Source organism: Burkholderia sp. R-40 (assembly GCF_049942845.1).
Lineage (GTDB): Bacteria > Pseudomonadota > Gammaproteobacteria > Burkholderiales > Burkholderiaceae > Burkholderia > Burkholderia ambifaria.
Genome location: NZ_CP187967.1, coordinates 1,357,255 through 1,376,053, shown reverse-complemented (window position 1 = coordinate 1,376,053; position 18,799 = coordinate 1,357,255). Strand labels below are relative to the sequence as shown.

Here is an 18,799-nt window from a genome sequence, read left to right as displayed (position 1 = left end):
GCGTCAGGCGTTGCGCTGCTGCGCCGCGTCCATCAGGGCGGTGAAACGGTCGAACAGATAGCCGATGTCGTGCGGGCCGGGCGACGCTTCCGGGTGGCCCTGGAAGCAGAACGCCGGCTTGTCGGTCAGCTCGAAGCCCTGCAGCGTGCCGTCGAACAGCGACACGTGCGTCACGCGCGCGTTGGCCGGCAGCGAATCCGCGTCGACCGCGAAGCCGTGGTTCTGCGACGTGATCACCACGCGGCCGTCGCCGAGATCCTTCACCGGATGGTTCGCGCCGTGGTGGCCCGTCTTCATCTTCAGCGTCTTGGCGCCGACCGCGAGGCCCATGATCTGGTGGCCGAGGCAGATGCCGAAGGTCGGCACGCCGCGCTCGATGAATTCCTTCGTGGCCGCGATCGCGTAGTCGCACGGCTCCGGGTCGCCGGGGCCGTTCGACAGGAAGATGCCGTCCGGATTCAGCGCGAGCGCGTCGGCCGCGCTGGCCTGCGCCGGCAGCACCGTTACCTGGCAGCCGCGTTCCGCGAGCATGCGCAGGATGTTGTACTTGACGCCGAAGTCGTACGCGACGACGCGGTATTTCGGCGATTCCTGCATCCCGTAGCCGCCTTCGAGGCGCCATTCGGTCTGCTTCCACTCGAACGGCTTCGTGGTCGACACGACCTTCGCGAGATCCATGCCGGCGAGGCCCGGGAACGAGCGCGCGAGCTCGATCGCCTTTGCCTCGTCGTCCGAACCGGCCAGGATGCAGCCGTTCTGCGCGCCCTTGTCGCGCAGGATACGGGTCAGCTTGCGGGTATCGATGCCGGCGATCGCGACGACGCCTTCGTCGCGCAGGTAGTCGCCGAGCGTGCGGTCCATGCGGAAGTTCGATGCGAGCGTGGGCAGATCACGGATGATCAGGCCGGCGGCATGGACTTTCGTGGCTTCGACGTCTTCGGCGTTGATGCCGACGTTGCCGATATGCGGGTAAGTGAGCGTGACGATCTGACGCGCGTAGCTCGGATCGGTCAGGATTTCCTGATAGCCGGTAATCGCGGTGTTGAACACGACTTCACCGATCGTATGGCCTTCGGCCCCGATCGAATAACCACGAAAGACCGTGCCGTCGGCGAGTGCAAGCAAGGCGGGAGAAAAAGACGGCAACACGGGAGGCTCCTTGGGGAACACCCTGCTGCCGACCTGTTTACCCTGCCGCGCGAGCGCCGCGCTGCGTAGGCGCGCGGAGTCGCTAGCTGGACGCGACCTGCGTTGTCGAGACGCGAACCCGGCGCGTGGCGCACGAGGCTTCGCGGCATCGCCCGACAGGCGGCGTGCGGCGGATGAACGGGATGAGTGAGGTAGGCGCTAGGGTGCGAGGTTGATCAGCACAAACTTTCAAATTATAGCCCGAAAATGGCCCTATCTTCAATCGATATGGCCGTCCGATCATGCATGCGGCGCGTCTGACAGTGCCGCGACCGCGTGCCGCGCGCGCTGCTGCGGCCCCGTTTGCGCGGGCCGCCCTACCCGTCAGCGTACCGCCGGATCACCCTGCTTGCCAGTGCCGCGCGCAGGCCACGCGTACCAGACCGCGCTCGCGAGCTGCAGCGCGAGCAACGCGCTCCACGCGGTGAAGTGTGCGGCGGCCGGGTAATGGCCGTCGATCGCCGGCCAGTGCGACAGCACCCCGCCGATACCGATCTGGAACGCAAAGATCAGCACGAAGATCACGAGGGTGAGCGTCGTGTTCGCGCGGCCGATCAGATGGGCCGGGAAATGACGGGCCAGCACCGCATAGGTCAGGATCCCGACGCCGCCGAACATCCCGTACGCCGCCCATAATACGGCCGGCGGCAGCGGGACGCGCGCGACGATCGCGGCTTGCGTCGCGACGAACAGCGCCATGCCGACGCCGCAAAATGCCTGGACGGACACCCCGCGCCGCTCGAGCACGCGCGCCGCCGCGCCGAAGCCGACGCAGCCGGCCATCATCGCGAAGCCGAGCACCGACACGAGTTGCGCCGCGCGCTGCGCATCGAACCCCGCGACATCGCGCAGGTACGGCCCGACCCACAGCGACTGCATCGCATAGAACACGCCCTGCGTGACGACCGAGAACGACGAGATCTTCCAGAACGCGCGACTGCTCAGGATGTGCCAGGTGCCCTTGAACTGGCTGACGAGCCCGCCCTGGTGGCGTGGCTGTTCGGCTTCCGGCGCGCCGAAGCCGATCGCGGCAGCGACGACGATCGTCAGCACCGCGAGGCCGCCGCAGATCGCGCGCCAGCTCGCGAGCCCGAGCAGCCAGGTCAGCGGCGAGCCGACCGCGACGCCGCCGAGGCCGCCGACGGCCATCACGAGACCGTTGAGGAGCGGCAACCGGGCCACGGGAAAATGCTGCGCGAGCGCCTTGAATGCCGCACCGAGGCACACCGAGACGCCGACGCCGATCAGGAGCCGGCCGATCATCATCGTGCCGAGGTCGTGCGCGACGCCGAACACCGCGGCGCCGGCCGCCGCGAACAGCAGCATCCCGGCCGTCACGCGGCGCGGGCCGAAATGGTCGAGCAGCACGCCGGCCGGAATCTGCGCGCCGGCGAAGCCGAGGAAATAGAGGCTGGTGAGCAGCCCGAGATCGGCGGCCGACAGCCCGAGCTCGTGCGTGACGAACGGCGCGAAGCCGAGATTGACGCCGCGGAACACATACGACACGAAATACCCGATCGCAAACAGGGCGAGCACCCTCGCCTGCACCGATGACATCGCCTCTCCTTGTTATTCCACGTCCCGCGCGACAGCGGCCGCGCCGCCGCGCACAAATGAAAACGCCGTCACCTCGGTGACGGCGTTGCCTCGCGTTTCGTCGGATGATAACGCAATCGCGCGGCCCGGATGGACCGCCGCGTTGCGACCGCGACCGCGTTACTTCTTCTTGCTCTTGCTCGCAGCAACCTTGGCCGGCGCCGCCTTCGCGGGGGCCGCCTTCGCCGCGCGGGCTGCCGGCTTCGCGGCGGCGTGCTTCGCGCCACGCGACTTGCCGCCGACGGACAGGCTCGCACGCTCGATATGCGCACCGGCCGCCGACGTCGCGATCCGCTCCGGACCCGGCTCGGCCGGCACCGCACGGCCGACCGGCACGTGCAGCACGAGCGCCTGGCCCGGCATCACCATATCGCGGTGCGTTCGGTTCCATGCCTTCAGCTGGCCGACCGAGACGCCGTAGCGGCCGGCGAGTGCGGCCATCGACTGCTTGCGGCGCACGCGGATCAGCATCTTGCGCGTGTCGGGCACGTCGGGCTCCATCGCGAGCACGCCATTTTCGGCGACGTCCGCGCTGATGTCCTCGTCGTCGTCATCGCCACGCGGCACGACGATCGTCGAACCCGGTTTCAGGCGCATGCCGGCCGGAATCTTGTTGATCGACATCAGCGTATCGGCGTCGACACCGATCTTCTCGGCGATCGCAGCCGGACGCGCGCGCTCGCTGACCGTGTAGGTGGTCCACGACGACAGCTGGCCGTTGTGCGCCTTCAGGTTCTTCTCGAACGCCGCTGCATTGTCGAACGGCAGCAGGATCTGCGGCTCGGTCGCACCCAGGATCACCGGCTTCGCGAACGACGGGTTCAGCGAGCGGAATTCGTCGAGCGACAGGTTCGCGAGCTTCGCGGCCACCGCCACGTCAATGTCGCGCGACGTCGTGACCGTCACGAAATACGGGTGATTCGGAATGTCCGGCAGCGCGAGGCCATACTGCTGCGGACTCGCGATGATGTTCTTCACCGCCTGCAGCTTCGGCACGTAGTTGCGCGTCTCGTTCGGCATCCGCAGGCTCTGGTAGTCGGTCGGCAGGCCGGCCGCCTGGTTGCGCGCGATCGCGCGCTGCACGTTGCCCTCGCCCCAGTTGTACGCGGCCAGCGCCAGATACCAGTCGCCGAACATGTCATGCAGGCGCGACAGGTAGTCGAGCGCGGCGCTCGTCGACGCGAGCACGTCGCGACGCTCGTCCTGCCACATGTTGCGCTTCAGGTTGTACGTGCGGCCCGTGCCCGGCATGAACTGCCACATGCCGGCCGCCTTCGCGACCGACAGCGCCTGCGGGTTGTACGCGGATTCGATGAACGGCAGCAGCGCGAGCTCGGTCGGCATGTGGCGCGCCTCGAGTTCCTCGACGATGTGATACAGGTACTTCTGCGAGCGCTCGGTCATGCGCTGCACGTAATCGGGACGCTGCGTGTACCACGTGGTCTGCATGTCGACGAGGTCGCTCTGCAGGTCGGGCATCTGGAAGCCGCGACGGATGCGGCCCCAGAGATCGGAGTCCGCACTGGTCAGGTCGCCGACGGATTGCTTGTCGACGTCGACAGTTTCTTTGGCGGTGGCTGATTTACGGAGGTAGTTGGACGTCGCCTGCGAATCGGCGGCGTTGTTGGCGACAGGAGCCTGGCTCGCACAAGCGGCGAGTAGCAGGACCACCATCGCACTCAATATAAGTCGCATGAAAATCTCGGCTTCCGACGGCTGGAAATTGCAGGCGATACTACGGAAGTGCGTGCTTCACGTCAATAAAAACACCGAAAACTCAGCGAAATCCTACATTTGGAGCAATTTTTACAGGCGCCACCTGAGGTTTGGAGTCCTCCGGAATGCGTCATCGGAAACGATTTTTCCACTCGCGCATCAGCGTGAATGCCGCCAGACGATCCGGCACCGTTTCGTGCAGCTCGGCCTCGAGCGTCGCATGGATCGCCGCGCTGTCCGCGCGCATGAACGGGTTCACGGCACGTTCGTGCGCGATGGTGGTGGGGAGCGTCGGCACGCCGCGCGCGCGCAGCGCCTGCGCGTCGTCGCGCCACGCGGCGAGCGCCGCATTGCCCGGTTCGCACGCGAGCGCGAAGCGGATGTTCGACAGTGTGTATTCGTGTGCGCAATGCACGCGCGTGTCGCCGGGCAGCGCGGCGAGCGCGTCGAGCGATGCGAGCATCTGCGCGGGCGTGCCTTCGAACAGGCGGCCGCAGCCGCACGAGAACAGCGTGTCGCCGCAGAACACGTGCGGCGTGGCCGCGCCTACGCCGGCCGCCTGAAAATACGCGATGTGGCCGCGCGTGTGACCGGGCACGTCGAGCACGTCGAACGCGAGCGCCGGTGCGTCGAGCGTCACGCGATCGCCGCCCGTGAGCGGCCGCGTGACCACGCCGATCGCCTCGGCTGCCGGGCCGTAAACCACGAGCGGCACATCGTCCGGTTGGCTATCGCGCAGGGCGGCGACACCACCGACATGGTCGGCGTGGTGGTGCGTGAGTAAAATAGCGGTCAACCGCCAGCCGCGTTCCGCAAGAACACGGCGTACCGGCGCGGCTTCACCCGGATCGACGGCGATCGCATCGCGGCCGTCCGACACGAGCCAGATGTAGTTGTCTTCGAATGCCGGCACCGGCACGTATTCCAGCTCGTTCATGGGCGCGCAATCAACGTTATGTCCGATCCACAAATTATAGACTGGCCCGCCTGGACCGACTCGCCGCCCGGCCGCTACGTGCTGGGCTGGGAGCAGGCGCAGCTCGACCGGATCGTGTCCGACGTGTTCGGGTTTCACGCGCTCCAGCTCGGCCTGCCGCAGCTCGACGCGCTGCGCGAGAACCGCATGCCGTATCGCGGCCTCGTGCTCGATCCGGCGAGCGGCGCGAGCGCGCCCTACCAGTATCCATGGGCGCGCGAGGCGCGCGGGCCCGAACACGCGCCGGCCGATCGCAGCACGACGTGGTGCGACCTCCTAGACCTGCCGTTCGAGTCGCAGAGCGTCGACCTGATCGTGATGCCGCACACGCTCGAATTCACGTCGGACCCTCACCGCCTGCTGCGCGAGGCCGAACGCGTGCTGATGCCGGAAGGCCAGCTCGTGATCACCGGCTTCAATTCGCTGAGCCTGTGGGGCATGCGGCAATCGTTCGGGCGCATGGCGAACCGCCCGTTCGTGCCGGCCGCGCGCGACCAGATCGCGTTCATCCGGCTCAAGGACTGGATCAAGCTGCTCGGCTTCGATCTCGAGCGCGGCCGTTTCGGCTGCTACCGGCCGCCGCTCGTCACCGACAAATGGCTTGCCCGCTACGGCTTCATGGAAGCCGCCGGCGACCGCTGGTGGCCAATCTTCGGCGCCGTCTACATGGTCACGGCCGTCAAGCGCGTGCGCGGCATGCGCCTCGTCGGCCAGATCAAGATGAAGAAGCCCGTGCTCGCGCCGGGCCTGACGCCCGCGGCCACCCCGACCACCCATCAAGAACACTCATGACCACCGACACCATAGACATTTATACCGACGGCGCCTGCAAGGGCAACCCCGGCCCCGGCGGCTGGGGCGCACTGCTACGCTATGGCGACCGCGAAAAAGAGCTGTTCGGCGGCGAGCCCAACACGACCAATAACCGCATGGAGCTGATGGGCGTGATCGGCGCGCTCGAAGTGCTCAAACGGCCGTGCCGCGTGATCGTCCATACCGACTCGCAGTACGTGCAGAAAGGCATCAGCGAGTGGATCCACGGCTGGAAGAAAAAAGGCTGGGTCACCGCGGCGAAGACCCCGGTGAAGAACGCCGACCTGTGGAAGCGGCTCGACGCGCTCGTCGCGCAACACGAGATCGAGTGGCGCTGGGTGAAGGGCCACGCCGGCCATCCCGAAAACGAACGTGCGGACGCGCTCGCGAATCGCGGCGTCGAATCGCTCGTGGCCTGAACCCAGGCCGCCCTACTGTCTTTCCCGATTTATCCGACATGCGCCAGATCATTCTCGATACCGAAACCACCGGCCTGAACCCCCGCACGGGCGACCGCCTGATCGAAATCGGCTGCGTCGAGCTGCTGAACCGGCGGCTCACCGGCAACAACCTGCACATCTACGTGAACCCCGAGCGCGACAGCGATCCGGGCGCACTGGCCGTGCACGGCCTCACCACCGAGTTCCTGCGCGACAAGCCGAAGTTCGCGGAAGTCGTCGACCAGATTCGCGACTTCGTGAAAGGCGCCGAGCTGATCATTCACAACGCGCCATTCGACCTCGGGTTCCTCGACGCCGAATTCGCGCGGCTCGACCTGCCGCCGTTCACCGAGCATTGCGGCGGCGTGATCGACACGCTCGTGCAGGCCAAGCAGATGTTCCCCGGCAAGCGCAATTCGCTCGACGCGCTGTGCGACCGGTTCGGCATCAGCAACGCGCACCGTACGCTGCACGGCGCACTGCTCGACTCGGAGCTGCTCGCCGAGGTCTATCTCGCGATGACGCGCGGCCAGGACAGCCTCGTGATCGACATGCTCGACGACGCAGGCGCCGACGGCAGCGCGGCGAACGGCCAGCGCGTGTCGCTCGCGTCGCTCGCCCTGCCGGTTCTCGCGGCAAGCGACGACGAGCTCGCCGCCCACCAGACCCAGCTCGACGAGCTCGACAAGTCGGTCAAGGGTACGTGCGTGTGGCGCCAGTCCGACGAGGTGGACACCGCTGAAGCCGCTTGACGCGGCGTCCTGCGCGCTCGAAAGTCTCGAAAGTCCCGCCTGCAGCCGCGCTTACGCGCGCGGCTGCAGCGCGATGACGGCCATCCCGCCGAGCGCGAGCATCGCGCCCGCCGCATCCCAGCGCGTCAGCGCGACGCCGTCGACCACCCGCAGCCAGATCAGCGCCACCGCGATATACACGCCGCCGTACGCCGCGTACGTGCGCCCCGCGGCGCTCGGGTGCAGCGTCAGCAGCCACGCGAACAGCGCGAGCGACAGCGCGGCCGGCACCAGCAGCCATACGGGCCGCCCGCCCTTCAGCACGAGCCACGGCAGGTAGCAGCCGACGATTTCGGCCAGCGCGGTAACGGCGAACAGCGCCGCGATCTTCATCAATTCGGTCATCCGGTTCCTCGTGAATTCTCCCGTCGCCCGGCGGGCCGCGCGACCCCGCCGCGCGCCGCCGATCATACCGGAGCCGAGCGCGCCAGAAGCCCCGCCCCACGGGCGATTCCGGGCAATTTGCACGATCGTCTGTCATCGTGCTATCATGTCGCCTGTTTCAACATTCAATCTCTGTCTATTCGATTTCGAGAGAAGTCCGTCCGCACGTTGCGGGCCGGTGCTTCGACCGGAATTGCATCCACAGGAAAGCCCGCCCGACAGGCCCGCTTTTCTCGTTTCGTTGCCCCTCCGGGGCAGTTGCCGGAACACCGGACCCCGTCCGCACCGGCATCCGCCGCTCGCATCACGCGGCCCATTCTTCATGAGCGCACCGTCGCGACGGCCCACCGGGCCCGCGTCGAAGCAATCCCTTACGGCCTCTTGCTGCCCCCTGTGCAGTAAGCGCTTAAAGGCTTGCCCCGACGCGCAGCACTCGACATCGCGCTCGCCGGCAAACCGTGTCGGACGGCTCGCCCGTTCCGGCGCAGTCAAAGGAGTGCATGACCTTGACCGCAACACACGTCAGCCCGACCGCTGCTTCTTCCTCCGCTTCGTCCGAGGCCCCGCTCGCCGCGGACGACATTACCGTCGTCGACCAGAGCCTGCTCAAGCGCGCCGTCAGCGCGATGGCCATCGGCAATGCGATGGAATGGTTCGACTTCGGCGTCTACAGCTACATCGCCGTCACGCTCGGCAAGGTGTTCTTCCCGTCGAGCAGCCCGTCCGCGCAGCTGCTCGCGACCTTCGGCACGTTCGCGGCCGCGTTCCTCGTGCGTCCGCTCGGCGGCATGGTGTTCGGCCCGCTCGGCGATCGCATCGGCCGCCAGCGCGTGCTCGCCGCGACGATGATCATGATGGCCGTCGGCACCTTCGCGATCGGCCTGATCCCCAGCTACGGGTCGATCGGCATCATGGCGCCCGTACTGCTGCTCGTCGCCCGCCTCGTGCAGGGCTTCTCGACCGGCGGCGAATACGGCGGCGCCGCCACCTTCATCGCCGAGTTCTCGACCGACAAGCGCCGCGGCTTCATGGGCAGCTTCCTCGAGTTCGGCACGCTGATCGGCTATGTGATGGGGGCTGGCGTGGTCGCGCTGCTCACCGCATCGCTGTCGCACGAAGCGCTGCTGTCGTGGGGCTGGCGCGTGCCGTTCCTGATCGCGGGCCCGCTCGGCCTGATCGGCCTGTACATCCGGATGAAGCTCGAGGAAACGCCGGCGTTCAAGCGCCAGGCCGAAGAGCGCGAAGCGCAGGACAAGGCCGTGCCGAAGACACGCTTTCGCGAAACGCTGCTGCGCAACTGGCGCGCGCTGCTGCTCTGCGTCGGCCTCGTGCTGATCTTCAACGTGACCGACTACATGGTGCTGTCGTACCTGCCGAGCTTCATGTCGTCGACGCTGCACTTCGACGAATCGCACAGCCTCGTGCTGGTGCTGATCGTGATGGTGCTGATGATGCCGCTGACGCTCGCCGCCGGCCGCCTGTCGGACAAGATCGGCCGCAAGCCCGTGATGCTGGCCGGCTGCGTGGGCCTGCTGGTGCTGTCGATCCCGTCGATGATGCTGATTCATGCGGGCACCACCGCGTCGGTGTTCAGCGGTCTGCTGATCCTCGGCGTGCTGCTGTCGTGCTTCACCGGCGTGATGCCGTCGGCACTGCCGGCGCTGTTCCCGACCGAGATTCGCTACGGCGCGCTCGCGATCGGCTTCAACGTGTCGGTGTCGCTGTTCGGCGGCACGACGCCGCTCGTCACCGCGTGGCTCGTCGACGTAACCCACAACCTGATGATGCCCGCGTACTACATGATGGGCGCCGCCGTGATCGGCATCGTGTCGGTCGTCGCGCTCGCCGAAACCGCGCGCCAGCCGCTCAAGGGCTCGCCGCCGGCCGTCGCGTCGCATCGTGAAGCCCACCAGCTGGTGCGCCAGCTGCGCGAGGAAGAGGACACGGAGATCTATGGCGTCGTGTCGGCCGCCCGCGCCTGAGCGTCATAAATGAAAAAGCCCCGGCCGAAGCCGGGGCTCGATCGAATCCGATCGGCCCGACCGGCGCTTGCGCCGGCCGGGCTTTTTTTTCGTCTGTCCGGTGCACGGACGTTCATGCGTGCGCTTCGCCGTTGAGGGAGAAGATCAGTGCGCGCGAACGCGACATGGCAGCCTGTGCGCCGCGCGCGGCGACAATCATGCCGACCTGGCCGAGATTGAAATCGCGCTCGACCATCAGCTGCGTCAGCGCGGCAAGCGGCAACACGACGGACGGGTGGTACAGGCTCGATTCGATCAGGGCTCTCATCTTCGGCTCCATCAGGCAATGCGTATTCGATGGAGTGGATTCTAGGGACCGGGTGCATCCGGATAAATGGCACGAATGCGAAGTCACTTGTCAGCGGCCGAGAACAATCGGCCGGGCCTTTGCCGGCGCGGCCGAGCGGGTGCAGAGGGGTGACCGGGGGACCGTAAAACAGACGCACGCGCCGTGGTTTTTGCGTCCGCTGCGCCGAACGGCCGGGGAAAAACGGGCGGCCTGGCAGTCGACGACGCCCGGGGCGAGCCGCGCCGGACGCCGGCACGGGTCCCGATGCGGCCCGACGCACGCCGGTCGCGCCCCCGCCCCGTCGATCCCCGCGCCGCCGCGAGCGACGCCGGCTTCAGTCGAGCGGCGTCTCGACGAACGCCGGCAGCAATTCCGCGCGCGCCGAATGCGTGGCCAGCGCCGGATAACGGGCCGGATCGATCCGCGCGAGCGCCGGGTAATCGGCGGTCATGAACTGCGTGAAACGCCATGCGACGGCGACGGTCACGTCGGACTGCAGCAGGCGCGCGCCGCCGAGCCAGCCGTTCGCGGCCGCGACCAGCGGCTCGAGTTCGCCGTATGCGGCCTCGAGCTGGCTCAGCACCCGCTCGAGCCACGGTGCGTGCTGCTTGTCGGCCGGCCGCAGCGCCTGCTCGTACACGACCTGCACCGTCTTCTCGGCCGCCGCCAGCGCGAAACCGACCGGCACGAGCGCGCGCAGCCGCGCGTCGGCGGCATCGGGCAGCAGGCGCCGCTCCGGCGCGACGCGATGGTCGAGGTAGTCGACGATCAGCGACGAATCGATCAGCGTCGTGCCGTCGTCGGTCACGAGCGTCGGTGCCTTCACGACCGGGCTGAACGTCCGGAACCGGTCGAAGTGGCGGAACACCGACACCGACTCGTGTTCGAACGGCAGGTCGAGCAGCCTCGCCGATATGGCGACACGGCGCACGAACGGGGAATCCAGCATGCCGATCAGCTTCATTGCAACGCTCCGCTTGAGGGGAATGGGAGCGACGACTGTAGCAGCGCCGTGCGTCGCCGCCTAGCGCGACGCATGCCCGCTGCATGCTTGATCCACGTCACCCGGTGACGATTTTTTCGACACCCGCTGTGCGGCCGGAGTGACCATAATGCAGATTCACGCCCCTTCCGCGCCAGGTTTGCCATGTGGTACGCCGTCGTCGAGCAGCAGCGGGAATGGATGCGCGCGTGGCGCGAAGCGACGCGTCACGCGTTCGACGTGTGGCCCGCCGAGACGCTGCCGCACGCCGCGTCGTCGTGTTATGACGACCTGTTCGAGCCGCTGCTCGGGCCGGCCGTGGAGCCGCCGCGCTTCGAGATCCGGCGGCCGGCCGTCGCCGAGCGGATCGTCGCGCACACGCCGTTCTGCCAGTTGAGGCGCTTCGCGCGCGACGACACCCGACGCACGATGCTGCTGTGCGCGCCGCTCGCCGGTCACGCGGCCGTGGTGATGCGGGAGACCGTCGAGGCGCTGCTCGCGGACGGCGACGTGTGCGTGACCGACTGGGTGAATGCGCGCGACGTGCCGCTTGCGGCGGGCCGCTTCGGGCTCGACGAATACGTGGCGACGCTCGACGGCTTCGTCGACGCGCTCGCACGCGACGCCCGGCCGCTGCACGTCGTCGCCGTGTGCCAGGCCACCGTGCCCGCGCTCGGCGCGCTCGCGCTGCGCGCCGCGCGCGGCCTCGCGCCACCCGCGAGCGTCACGCTGATCGGCGGGCCGCTCGACGCGCGCATCAACCCGAGCTCGCTCGGCACGACCGCCGCGTCGCGTTCGCTCACGTGGTGCCGCCGCCATCTGATCGATATCGTGCCGCCCTGCTTCCCCGGCCGCGGCCGGCATGTGTTCCCGACCTATCTCCAGCAAGGCGAAATCGCGCTGCTGTATCCGCAACGCTTGCTGACGCTGATCGAGGAGTACGCGCGCGCCGCGTCGCGCTTCGACCTGACGGCGCTGGCGGACGCGCGGCGCGCGCTGCGCGAATACACGGCGCTGCTCGACATGCCGGCCGAATACTTCCTCGATACCGTCGATGTCGTGTTCCAGCGAATGTGTTTGCCGAACGGCACGTGGGACGTCGGCGGCCGGCGCGTCGAGCCGGCCGCGCTGCGCGGCGTTTTGCTGCTGACGGTGGAAGGCCGTTGCGACGCCGTCACCGGCGCCGGCCAGACGCATGCGGCACTCGACATGTGCGGCGGCCTCGCGGCCGGCGAGCGCCATCGTGTCGATATCGACGATTGCGATCACTACGGGCTGTTCACGGGCGACCGCTGGCGCGGCGACGTCCATCCGGCGCTGCAGCGCGTGTTCGCGCAAGCCGAAGCCGCTCGCCCGGCAGCGCGCCGGCGCCGGGTCAGGCGGACGTGATGTCGTCGTCCTGCGCGCGGGACGCCTCGAGCAGCGCACGCACCTCGTCGTCCCCGGTCTGGTCGAAACGCGCGTAGAACTGGCTGATCCCGAAGAACAGGTACGGCTGCGACACCGTCACGAACGCGTCGGCCAGACCGTCGAACACGTGCCGCGCGCCCGCTGGCGCGACCGGTGCGGCGGCCACGATGCGCGCGGGATGGCGCTCGCGCAGCGCCTGCAGCGCGACGCGCATCGATGCGCCGGTCGCGACGCCGTCGTCGACGACGATCGCGATGCGGCCGTCGACCGGCAGCGGCGCCCGGCCGCCGCGATACAGCGCGTCGCGGCGCTCCAGTTCGACGGTTTCGCGCGCGATCACGTCGGCCAGCTGGCCATCGGGCACGCCCATCGCGCGAATCGCCGCGTGTTGCAGGTGGATCACCCCGCCGGTCGCGATCGCGCCGATCGCGAATTCGGGATCGGACGGCATGCCGAGCTTGCGCACGACCAGCACGTCGAGCGGCGCGCGCAGCGCCAGCGCGACCTGGTATGCCACCGGCACGCCGCCGCGCGGCAGCGCGAGCACGACGACGTCGCGACGCCCCGCATAGTCGTGCAGCGCGTCCGCAAGCCGGCGACCCGCGTCGGCGCGATCGGCAAAACACTCGGTCACGATCGGCTCCCTGCGTGGCGCCGTATGCGCGATACCCGCGCCGGCGCCTGTCCAACGAGCATGGTTCATCGGACGCGCCGATGCAAGCGGGGTCACACCGGCGTGGAATGCGTGCGGATTGCGGCCGGGGCTTGCCGCGCGGAAAGGGATGGTGGCGTTCGCCCTGGCGGGCTCGCCGGTCAGAGGCCGCCGGCCTGCCGATACAGCCGCCAGAACGACTGCGCGTACGACTGCGCAAGTTCCGGCGCGCGCTGGAACACGTTCACCGTTTCCGCGCGCGCGGCGGCGTCGTCGGACAGCGTCGTCAGCGCGACGCTGTCGTCGACGATCACGAAGCGCGGTGCCGGATCGCCCTGTCGCGAGTCGATCGCGACATCGATGCCGGCCGACTTCAGATAGCCGGCGCCGCTGTACTTGCCGGCACGCGACGAACGCACCAGCACGACCCGCACTTCGATCCCGCGCGAGCGCGCCGCACGCAGCGCGGCGGCGACCGCGGGCGGCACGTACGCGTAGCCTGCCAGCAGCACGCGGCGCTGCGCTTGGCCGATCAGGTCGACGGTCGCGTCGGCCGCCGCATTGTCATACGAAAAGTACGTGCCGACCGACGCGGCGTCGGACGGAATCGGGCTGGCGTGGGCGCTCGCCGCGCAGCCGAGCGCGGCGAGGAGGAAGGCGGCTGGTCTCATGGCGGGCGCCATTGTAGCGACGCCAATTCGCGTGGCAAGCACCTGCTGAAACGGTGCTGCGCCGGCGCAACACCCGCGGCGGAATGGTTATCGAACCGAGCGGTTTACGAGGGCGATTTGCCGCGTTGTCGGGGCGCTTGTGGGACGCCTTGTGGACGCCTTGCGGGGCGCCCTGCGTGTGGCTGCCCGGTGGCTGCCCGGTGGCTGCGTGGTAGCTGCGTGGTGCCTGCGGGGTGCCTGCGCGATGGCTGCGTGGTGGCTGCGTGGTGGCTGCGTGGTGGCCGCGCGGTGGCCGCGCGGTGCCTGCGTGGTGCCTGCGTGGTGCTTGCGGGGTGCCTGCGCGCCGCCGGTCAGCCGGCCGCGACGCGCGCGAGCCAGCTCGCGATACCGTCGACGGAACGGAATTCCGCGACGCTGCGCGCCGGCAGCGCCGGATACGCGCCGCCCGCCATCTCGGCCAGTGCGCGACCGGGGCCGAGTTCGAGAAACGCGGTCGCGCCGGCCTCGACGCACGCGGCGAGGCAAGCCGCCCACTCGACCGGCTCCGCGATCTGCCGCGCGAGCTTGTCGAGCCCCGCGCCGACATCGAGCACCGACGCGCCGTCGATCCCCGAAAACAGGCGCGTGCCGGGCGGCGGCCGGCGCACGTTCACGGCGGCCAGCGACGCGCGAAACGCAGGGACCGCCGACGCGAGCCGTCGCGTGTGCGACGCGATCCGCACGCACACGGGCGCCACGCGCAGCGCGCCGTCGCGTGCGGCGTCGTCGGCCACCGCGGCGACGTCGGCCTGCCGCCCGGCCACCACGAACGCGTCGCCGGGATTGGCGATCGCGATCGCGGCATCGCGTCCGTCGCATAGCCGCGCGAGTTGCGCGCGGGTCAGCCCGCGCACGAACGCCATCCGTTCATCGCCGCCGCTCGCGGCGTCCATGGCGCGCGCCCGTGCATCGGCGAGATCCAGCGCGTCGTGCGGATCGATCATCCCCGCGACGCTCCACGACGCGACTTCGCCGACGCTGTATCCCGCGACACAGCGACGCCGCGGCCACACCGTATCGAGCAACGCGGCCGCCGCGAGCGCCTGCAGCGTGCAGAGAAGCTGCGCTGCGCGGTTCTCGTGCAGTGCGTCCGGTTCGGCGTGCCGCACCCAGTTGCGCGGATCGTCGCCGAGGAGCCGGCCGGCGTGCGCGAACAGCGCATCGGCCTGCGGCACCGCGCCGGTCAGCTCGAACATGTCCGCGCGCTGCGCGCCTTGCCCCGAACACAGGATCGCCAGCGTCATCGCCCCACCTCGTCCGCTTCGAGCGCATCGACGAACACGCTCATCGCCAGCAGGTCGGCCGCGCCGCCCGGGCTCAGCCGGCGGGCAACGAACGCGCGGTGTGCTGCCGCCGCGCGCAAGCGCCAGTCGCGGGCGCGTATGCCGCCGCGGGCGACGAACGCGCGTGCCGTGGCCCGCGCGAAGTCGAGGCCGGCCTGCCCGCCCCGGTGCAGCAGATTCGTATCGTCGAGCGCGGCGATCAGCGCGAAGCACGCGTCGACACGCGCGGTTTCCGGATCGCCCGGGACACTGCGCCGCGCGCGACGCAGGGCCGGCAACCCGACGCCGTACACGGTCGCGAACCCGTCGGCCGCTTCGCGACGCGCGCCGCCGACGCCGTAACGACGGCTCGCGCGCTCGCCATGACTGTCGGGCAGCCGCGGGCCGCCGAGGATCTCGGTGCCCCAGCGCTGCGCAACGAACGCGCCGAGCGTCATCGCGCGGGCCGCCGTGCCGGGCACGGTGCGGCGGCCGGCAGCCGCGCACAGCAGCCCGAGCCCGAAGATCGCGCCGCGATGCGTGTTGACGCCGCCGGTCGCGGCGAGCATCGCGTGCTCCGCGCGCAGCCCGATCTTGCGCAGCACGGCCATGTCCGCGTCGCGCGCGCCGGCTTCGGCGAGCTCCGCGAAGTACGGCCGCAGCACGGCCGCGCTGCGAGCGAAGGTTGCGGCATCCATGTCCGCATGGCTGCCGGTGTCGACGTGACTGACGAGCCCCGGTTTCGGATACGTGTCGATTTCGAGCACGAGGCTGCGCTCGGCCAGTGCGGCGATGCGCTCGGCGTCGGACGGCGCCGTTACGCGGCGGGCGGCTCCTGCACTCATCGCGCGCCTCCCGTGAATGCGTCGGCAGGCATCAATTCGACGGCGGTCGCCGTCTTGACCGCGACTTCAGGCAGCCGCGCATGCAGTTCGCGCCAGTTCACGCCGGCGCCGTCGTCGCGCAGCAGTTCGCCGTCGATGCGCATCGGCGCGCGCGCATCGAGCGCCGCCAGGCCGTCGAGCAACGCGGCGAGCGAGGCGGCGGCCGGCAGCGGAAACACGATGTCGAGATCGGAGGACGCGCTCACGTAGCGCTCGCCCGTCAGCGCCTGCCACGCGAGGCTGCCGAACACGCGGCCCGGCACGCCGCAGCGCGCGCCGAGCGCGTCCAGCTCGCGCAACGTCGCGTGCCATGCGTCGGGCGCGGCAGCGAGCACGTCGGCCAGCGCAGGCAGCGGGCCGACCGCCGCCACCGCGTCGGCGGCGACGTTCAGCGCGATGCGCCGCTTGCCCGCGGCAGGCGGCAGCGGCAAGCCGAGCGGAATGCGACCCGCGTCGGCCTCGTCGGGCGACGCGCGGCGCACGATCAGCGGCCGGCCGTGCGCGGCCCACGCCTGCACGAGCGGATCGGCGGCCAGCGCGGGATCGCGCGCGCATGCCGAGCGCCACCCGGCCGCCGTCAGCGTGACGAGCGTGTGGCGGCGCAGCGGTGTGTCAGCGTGCGGCACGCGCGAGTGCCTCGACGCGTCGCGCGACGTCGGCCGCGACCGGCCGGCCGCGCGCCGCACGACCGTCGCCGCGTTCGGCCGGCCTGCCGAGCCATTCGCCGACCTGCGCGTCGAGCGCGCGGGCCGGATCGAGCACGGCGTCGACGGCGCCCATCTTCACGAGATTGTCGAGCCCCGGCGCGAACACCGGCGTCGAGCGCGCCATCTCCTTCAGCACGTCGATCGGCAGCTTCGTCACGCGCGACATCGACGGCAGGTCCATCACCTCCGGCTCGGCGCCCGGCACCGCGAGCAGCGTACGCGTCGCGAGCGCGGTCGCGATGAACGCACCCGCGGCCGTATGGCCGTACAGCACGCCGATCGTCCGGTGCCCGGCGAGCTCCGCCTGCATCAGGCATTTCGCGAGATGCGACAGCCCTTCGTTCAGGCCGAGCAGTTCGTCGCGCTTGCTCATCCGCTGGCTGTCGCTGTCGACGAGCACGAGAATCGGCGTGTCGCCGCCGCGCTCGATCGTGTCGAGCACGTGCGACGCGAGCGTCAGCGCTTCGTCGATGCCGAACGGCAAGCGCTCGGCCACGCCGATCACGTCGACGCGCGTGCTGGCCAGCTGCGCGTGGCCCGTCAGCAGGCCGCCGCTGCGCGTAATCGAATGGCCTTGGGGAAACAGCGAGGTCAGGACTTCATCGAGCGTCATGCTGCCTCCCGCCGGGCCGCCCAAGAGAGGCAGACGCCCCCTCGGGGGGAGCCATGCATGGGACCGGAGTAAGCGCTGAAGCGCCAACTCCGGTCGACAGCGAACGAAGTGAGCGTGGGAGTCGTTTCATTTCTGCTCCTGCAGTTGGTCGGCGAGCTTCGCGAATTCGTCGTCGGGCATGCCGGGGATCGCTTCCGGCGTGTCCGCGCCGAGCGCGCGCCACACGTCCAGAGCGTCCTTGCAGCCACCGAACCGTTCGACGCGGGCTTCGAGACGCGCCTGCTCCGCGCGCAGCATCGCCACGTCGAATGTCGGCGCACGCTCGAGCAGCGCGAGCGCGGCCGCGCGAAACGCGTCGGGCGTGTCGGCCACGTAACGATCCGCGCCACCGATCAGCCGCCGATGCTTGCCGCCCATCGTGCGCCAGATCAGCGCGCGATCCTTCGCGTCGAACTCCTCGACACCGCGATTGGTCTCGATCACCTCGGGGCCCGACACGCTGATGCGCCCCTGCTCGGACACCGCGAGCGCTGAGCAGCACGCGGCGAGTAGCCCGCCGCCGCCGTAGCAGCCGGAGCGCCCGCCGATCAGTCCGATCACCGGCACGCCGGCTGCACGCGCGTCGACGAGCGCCCGCATGATCTCGGCGATCGCGAGCTCGCCCGCGTTCGCTTCCTGCAGCCGCACGCCGCCCGTATCGAACAGGATCAGCACCGGCGTGCCGAGTTCGCGCGCCGCCCGCAGCAGCCCGGTGAGCTTCGCGCCGTGCACTTCGCCGAACGCACCGCCCATGAAGCGGCCTTCCTGCGCGGCGACGAACACCGGCTTGCCGTCGAGCCGGCCGTGGCCGACCACCATCCCGTCGTCGAACTGCTGCGGCAGGTCGAACAGCGGCAGGTGCGGGCTCGTCACGCGTTCGCCCGGCCCGAGAAATTCCGTGAAGCTGCCCGCGTCGAGCAGCCCGTCGACACGCTGGCGCGCCGACGCTTCGTACCAGCTCGCGCCGTTCGCGACGAACGCGGGCGCGTCATGGATCATGTCGGTCGTCATGCGTCCCCCTCGATCGCGCGCACGGCCTGCGCGAGCCGCAGCGACACCATGTCGGGCCGCGCGCCGCCGTCGTTGATCGACAGCTTCAGGCCGCCCGGCGCGCGCCGTTCGACGAAGTCCGACACGACGGCCTGCCACACCGCGCCGAAACCGACCGCCGCGGTGCGGATGTCGATCTCGCATTCATTGCCCGGCAGCACGCGCTCGACGAGCACCTCCAGATTGCCGGACGCGACCACGCCGACGAGCGCCGTGACCCGTTCGCCCTGCGCGCGTTCGCGCGCGGTGAAGCGGTAGTTCAACTGTTCCATGCCC

20 protein-coding genes are annotated in these 18,799 nt (G+C 69.6%); 5 read left to right on the top strand and 15 right to left on the bottom strand.

Annotated elements, in window-relative coordinates:
* Positions 1 to 3 precede the first annotated feature (3 nt).
* The 4 genes from carA to gloB all read right to left on the bottom strand — a co-directional run bounded on the left by carA (position 4) and on the right by gloB (position 5,437).
* The gene (gene carA, locus ACP26O_RS06455; RefSeq protein WP_006750298.1) at positions 4 to 1,149 is read right to left on the bottom strand and encodes a glutamine-hydrolyzing carbamoyl-phosphate synthase small subunit; all 1,146 of its coding nucleotides are present in this window, start codon (positions 1,147 to 1,149) and stop codon (positions 4 to 6) included.
* Positions 1,150 to 1,512: 363 nt separating this feature from the next.
* Entirely contained in the window at positions 1,513 to 2,745 is a 1,233-nt protein-coding gene (locus ACP26O_RS06450; protein ID WP_175663930.1) for an MFS transporter, read from the bottom strand.
* Between the two features lie 159 nt (positions 2,746 to 2,904).
* Entirely contained in the window at positions 2,905 to 4,479 is a 1,575-nt protein-coding gene (locus ACP26O_RS06445; RefSeq protein WP_175663931.1) for a transglycosylase SLT domain-containing protein, read from the bottom strand.
* 151 nt (positions 4,480 to 4,630) lie between these two features.
* Entirely contained in the window at positions 4,631 to 5,437 is an 807-nt protein-coding gene (gene gloB / locus ACP26O_RS06440; protein WP_175663932.1) for a hydroxyacylglutathione hydrolase, read from the bottom strand.
* Between the two features lie 18 nt (positions 5,438 to 5,455).
* Between gloB and ACP26O_RS06435 the strand changes: the two genes are divergently transcribed.
* Genes ACP26O_RS06435 through dnaQ form a run of 3 tightly spaced genes read left to right on the top strand, consistent with a single transcriptional unit; the run spans position 5,456 to position 7,481 of the window.
* Positions 5,456 to 6,268, top strand: a complete 813-nt coding sequence (locus tag ACP26O_RS06435; RefSeq protein WP_006750294.1) for a class I SAM-dependent methyltransferase — start codon at positions 5,456 to 5,458, stop codon at positions 6,266 to 6,268.
* Positions 6,265 to 6,708 (top strand): ribonuclease HI, encoded by a 444-nt coding sequence (rnhA, locus tag ACP26O_RS06430; protein ID WP_105833750.1) that lies wholly within the window; start codon positions 6,265 to 6,267, stop codon positions 6,706 to 6,708. Before ACP26O_RS06435 ends, rnhA begins: the two co-directional genes overlap by 4 nt.
* A gap of 38 nt (positions 6,709 to 6,746) precedes the next feature.
* Positions 6,747 to 7,481 (top strand): DNA polymerase III subunit epsilon, encoded by a 735-nt coding sequence (dnaQ, locus tag ACP26O_RS06425; protein ID WP_175663933.1) that lies wholly within the window; start codon positions 6,747 to 6,749, stop codon positions 7,479 to 7,481.
* Positions 7,482 to 7,532: 51 nt separating this feature from the next.
* Here dnaQ and ACP26O_RS06420 read toward each other — a convergent pair whose 3' ends face one another.
* The gene (locus tag ACP26O_RS06420; RefSeq protein WP_165751182.1) at positions 7,533 to 7,865 is read right to left on the bottom strand and encodes a YnfA family protein; all 333 of its coding nucleotides are present in this window, start codon (positions 7,863 to 7,865) and stop codon (positions 7,533 to 7,535) included.
* 539 nt (positions 7,866 to 8,404) lie between these two features.
* On the opposite strand from ACP26O_RS06420, the gene proP reads away from it, so the two are divergent.
* Positions 8,405 to 9,886: a glycine betaine/L-proline transporter ProP gene (gene proP / locus ACP26O_RS06415; RefSeq protein ID WP_175663934.1), complete on the top strand. Its 1,482-nt coding sequence runs from the start codon at positions 8,405 to 8,407 to the stop codon at positions 9,884 to 9,886.
* Positions 9,887 to 9,998: 112 nt separating this feature from the next.
* Here proP and ACP26O_RS06410 read toward each other — a convergent pair whose 3' ends face one another.
* Both ACP26O_RS06410 and ACP26O_RS06405 read right to left on the bottom strand, forming a co-directional pair.
* Positions 9,999 to 10,193 carry a hypothetical protein gene (locus ACP26O_RS06410; RefSeq protein WP_105833836.1) on the bottom strand — a complete coding sequence of 65 codons (195 nt, stop codon included), beginning with the start codon at positions 10,191 to 10,193 and terminating at the stop codon, positions 9,999 to 10,001.
* Positions 10,194 to 10,548: 355 nt separating this feature from the next.
* Positions 10,549 to 11,178 (bottom strand): glutathione S-transferase family protein, encoded by a 630-nt coding sequence (locus tag ACP26O_RS06405; RefSeq protein ID WP_175663935.1) that lies wholly within the window; start codon positions 11,176 to 11,178, stop codon positions 10,549 to 10,551.
* Positions 11,179 to 11,361: 183 nt separating this feature from the next.
* Between ACP26O_RS06405 and phaZ the strand changes: the two genes are divergently transcribed.
* Positions 11,362 to 12,585 (top strand): polyhydroxyalkanoate depolymerase, encoded by a 1,224-nt coding sequence (gene phaZ, locus ACP26O_RS06400; RefSeq protein WP_175663936.1) that lies wholly within the window; start codon positions 11,362 to 11,364, stop codon positions 12,583 to 12,585.
* Here phaZ and ACP26O_RS06395 read toward each other — a convergent pair.
* The 8 genes from ACP26O_RS06395 to mdcC all read right to left on the bottom strand — a co-directional run bounded on the left by ACP26O_RS06395 (position 12,572) and on the right by mdcC (position 18,795).
* Entirely contained in the window at positions 12,572 to 13,240 is a 669-nt protein-coding gene (locus tag ACP26O_RS06395; protein WP_175664187.1) for a phosphoribosyltransferase, read from the bottom strand. The genes phaZ and ACP26O_RS06395 overlap by 14 nt on opposite strands.
* 179 nt (positions 13,241 to 13,419) lie before the next feature.
* Positions 13,420 to 13,941, bottom strand: a complete 522-nt coding sequence (locus ACP26O_RS06390) for a phospholipase D-like domain-containing protein (protein ID WP_175663937.1) — start codon at positions 13,939 to 13,941, stop codon at positions 13,420 to 13,422.
* A 338-nt stretch (positions 13,942 to 14,279) separates the two neighbouring features.
* The gene (gene mdcH / locus ACP26O_RS06385) at positions 14,280 to 15,212 is read right to left on the bottom strand and encodes a malonate decarboxylase subunit epsilon (protein ID WP_175663938.1); all 933 of its coding nucleotides are present in this window, start codon (positions 15,210 to 15,212) and stop codon (positions 14,280 to 14,282) included.
* Complete coding sequence (gene mdcB, locus ACP26O_RS06380) at positions 15,209 to 16,075, bottom strand: triphosphoribosyl-dephospho-CoA synthase MdcB (RefSeq protein ID WP_175663939.1); 867 nt, start codon at positions 16,073 to 16,075, stop codon at positions 15,209 to 15,211. The genes mdcH and mdcB overlap by 4 nt, the downstream gene beginning before the upstream one ends.
* The gene (gene mdcG / locus ACP26O_RS06375) at positions 16,072 to 16,740 is read right to left on the bottom strand and encodes a malonate decarboxylase holo-[acyl-carrier-protein] synthase (RefSeq protein ID WP_175663940.1); all 669 of its coding nucleotides are present in this window, start codon (positions 16,738 to 16,740) and stop codon (positions 16,072 to 16,074) included. The genes mdcB and mdcG overlap by 4 nt, the downstream gene beginning before the upstream one ends.
* The gene (gene mdcE / locus ACP26O_RS06370; protein ID WP_175663941.1) at positions 16,727 to 17,434 is read right to left on the bottom strand and encodes a biotin-independent malonate decarboxylase subunit gamma; all 708 of its coding nucleotides are present in this window, start codon (positions 17,432 to 17,434) and stop codon (positions 16,727 to 16,729) included. Before mdcE ends, mdcG begins: the two co-directional genes overlap by 14 nt.
* A gap of 126 nt (positions 17,435 to 17,560) precedes the next feature.
* A complete protein-coding gene (locus tag ACP26O_RS06365) occupies positions 17,561 to 18,484 on the bottom strand; it encodes a biotin-independent malonate decarboxylase subunit beta (RefSeq protein ID WP_175663942.1) in 924 nt (307 codons plus the stop codon).
* Positions 18,481 to 18,795, bottom strand: coding sequence for a malonate decarboxylase acyl carrier protein (gene mdcC / locus ACP26O_RS06360; RefSeq protein ID WP_175663943.1), 315 nt, complete (start codon positions 18,793 to 18,795; stop codon positions 18,481 to 18,483). The genes ACP26O_RS06365 and mdcC overlap by 4 nt, the downstream gene beginning before the upstream one ends.
* Between the last annotated feature and the right edge of the window lie 4 nt (positions 18,796 to 18,799).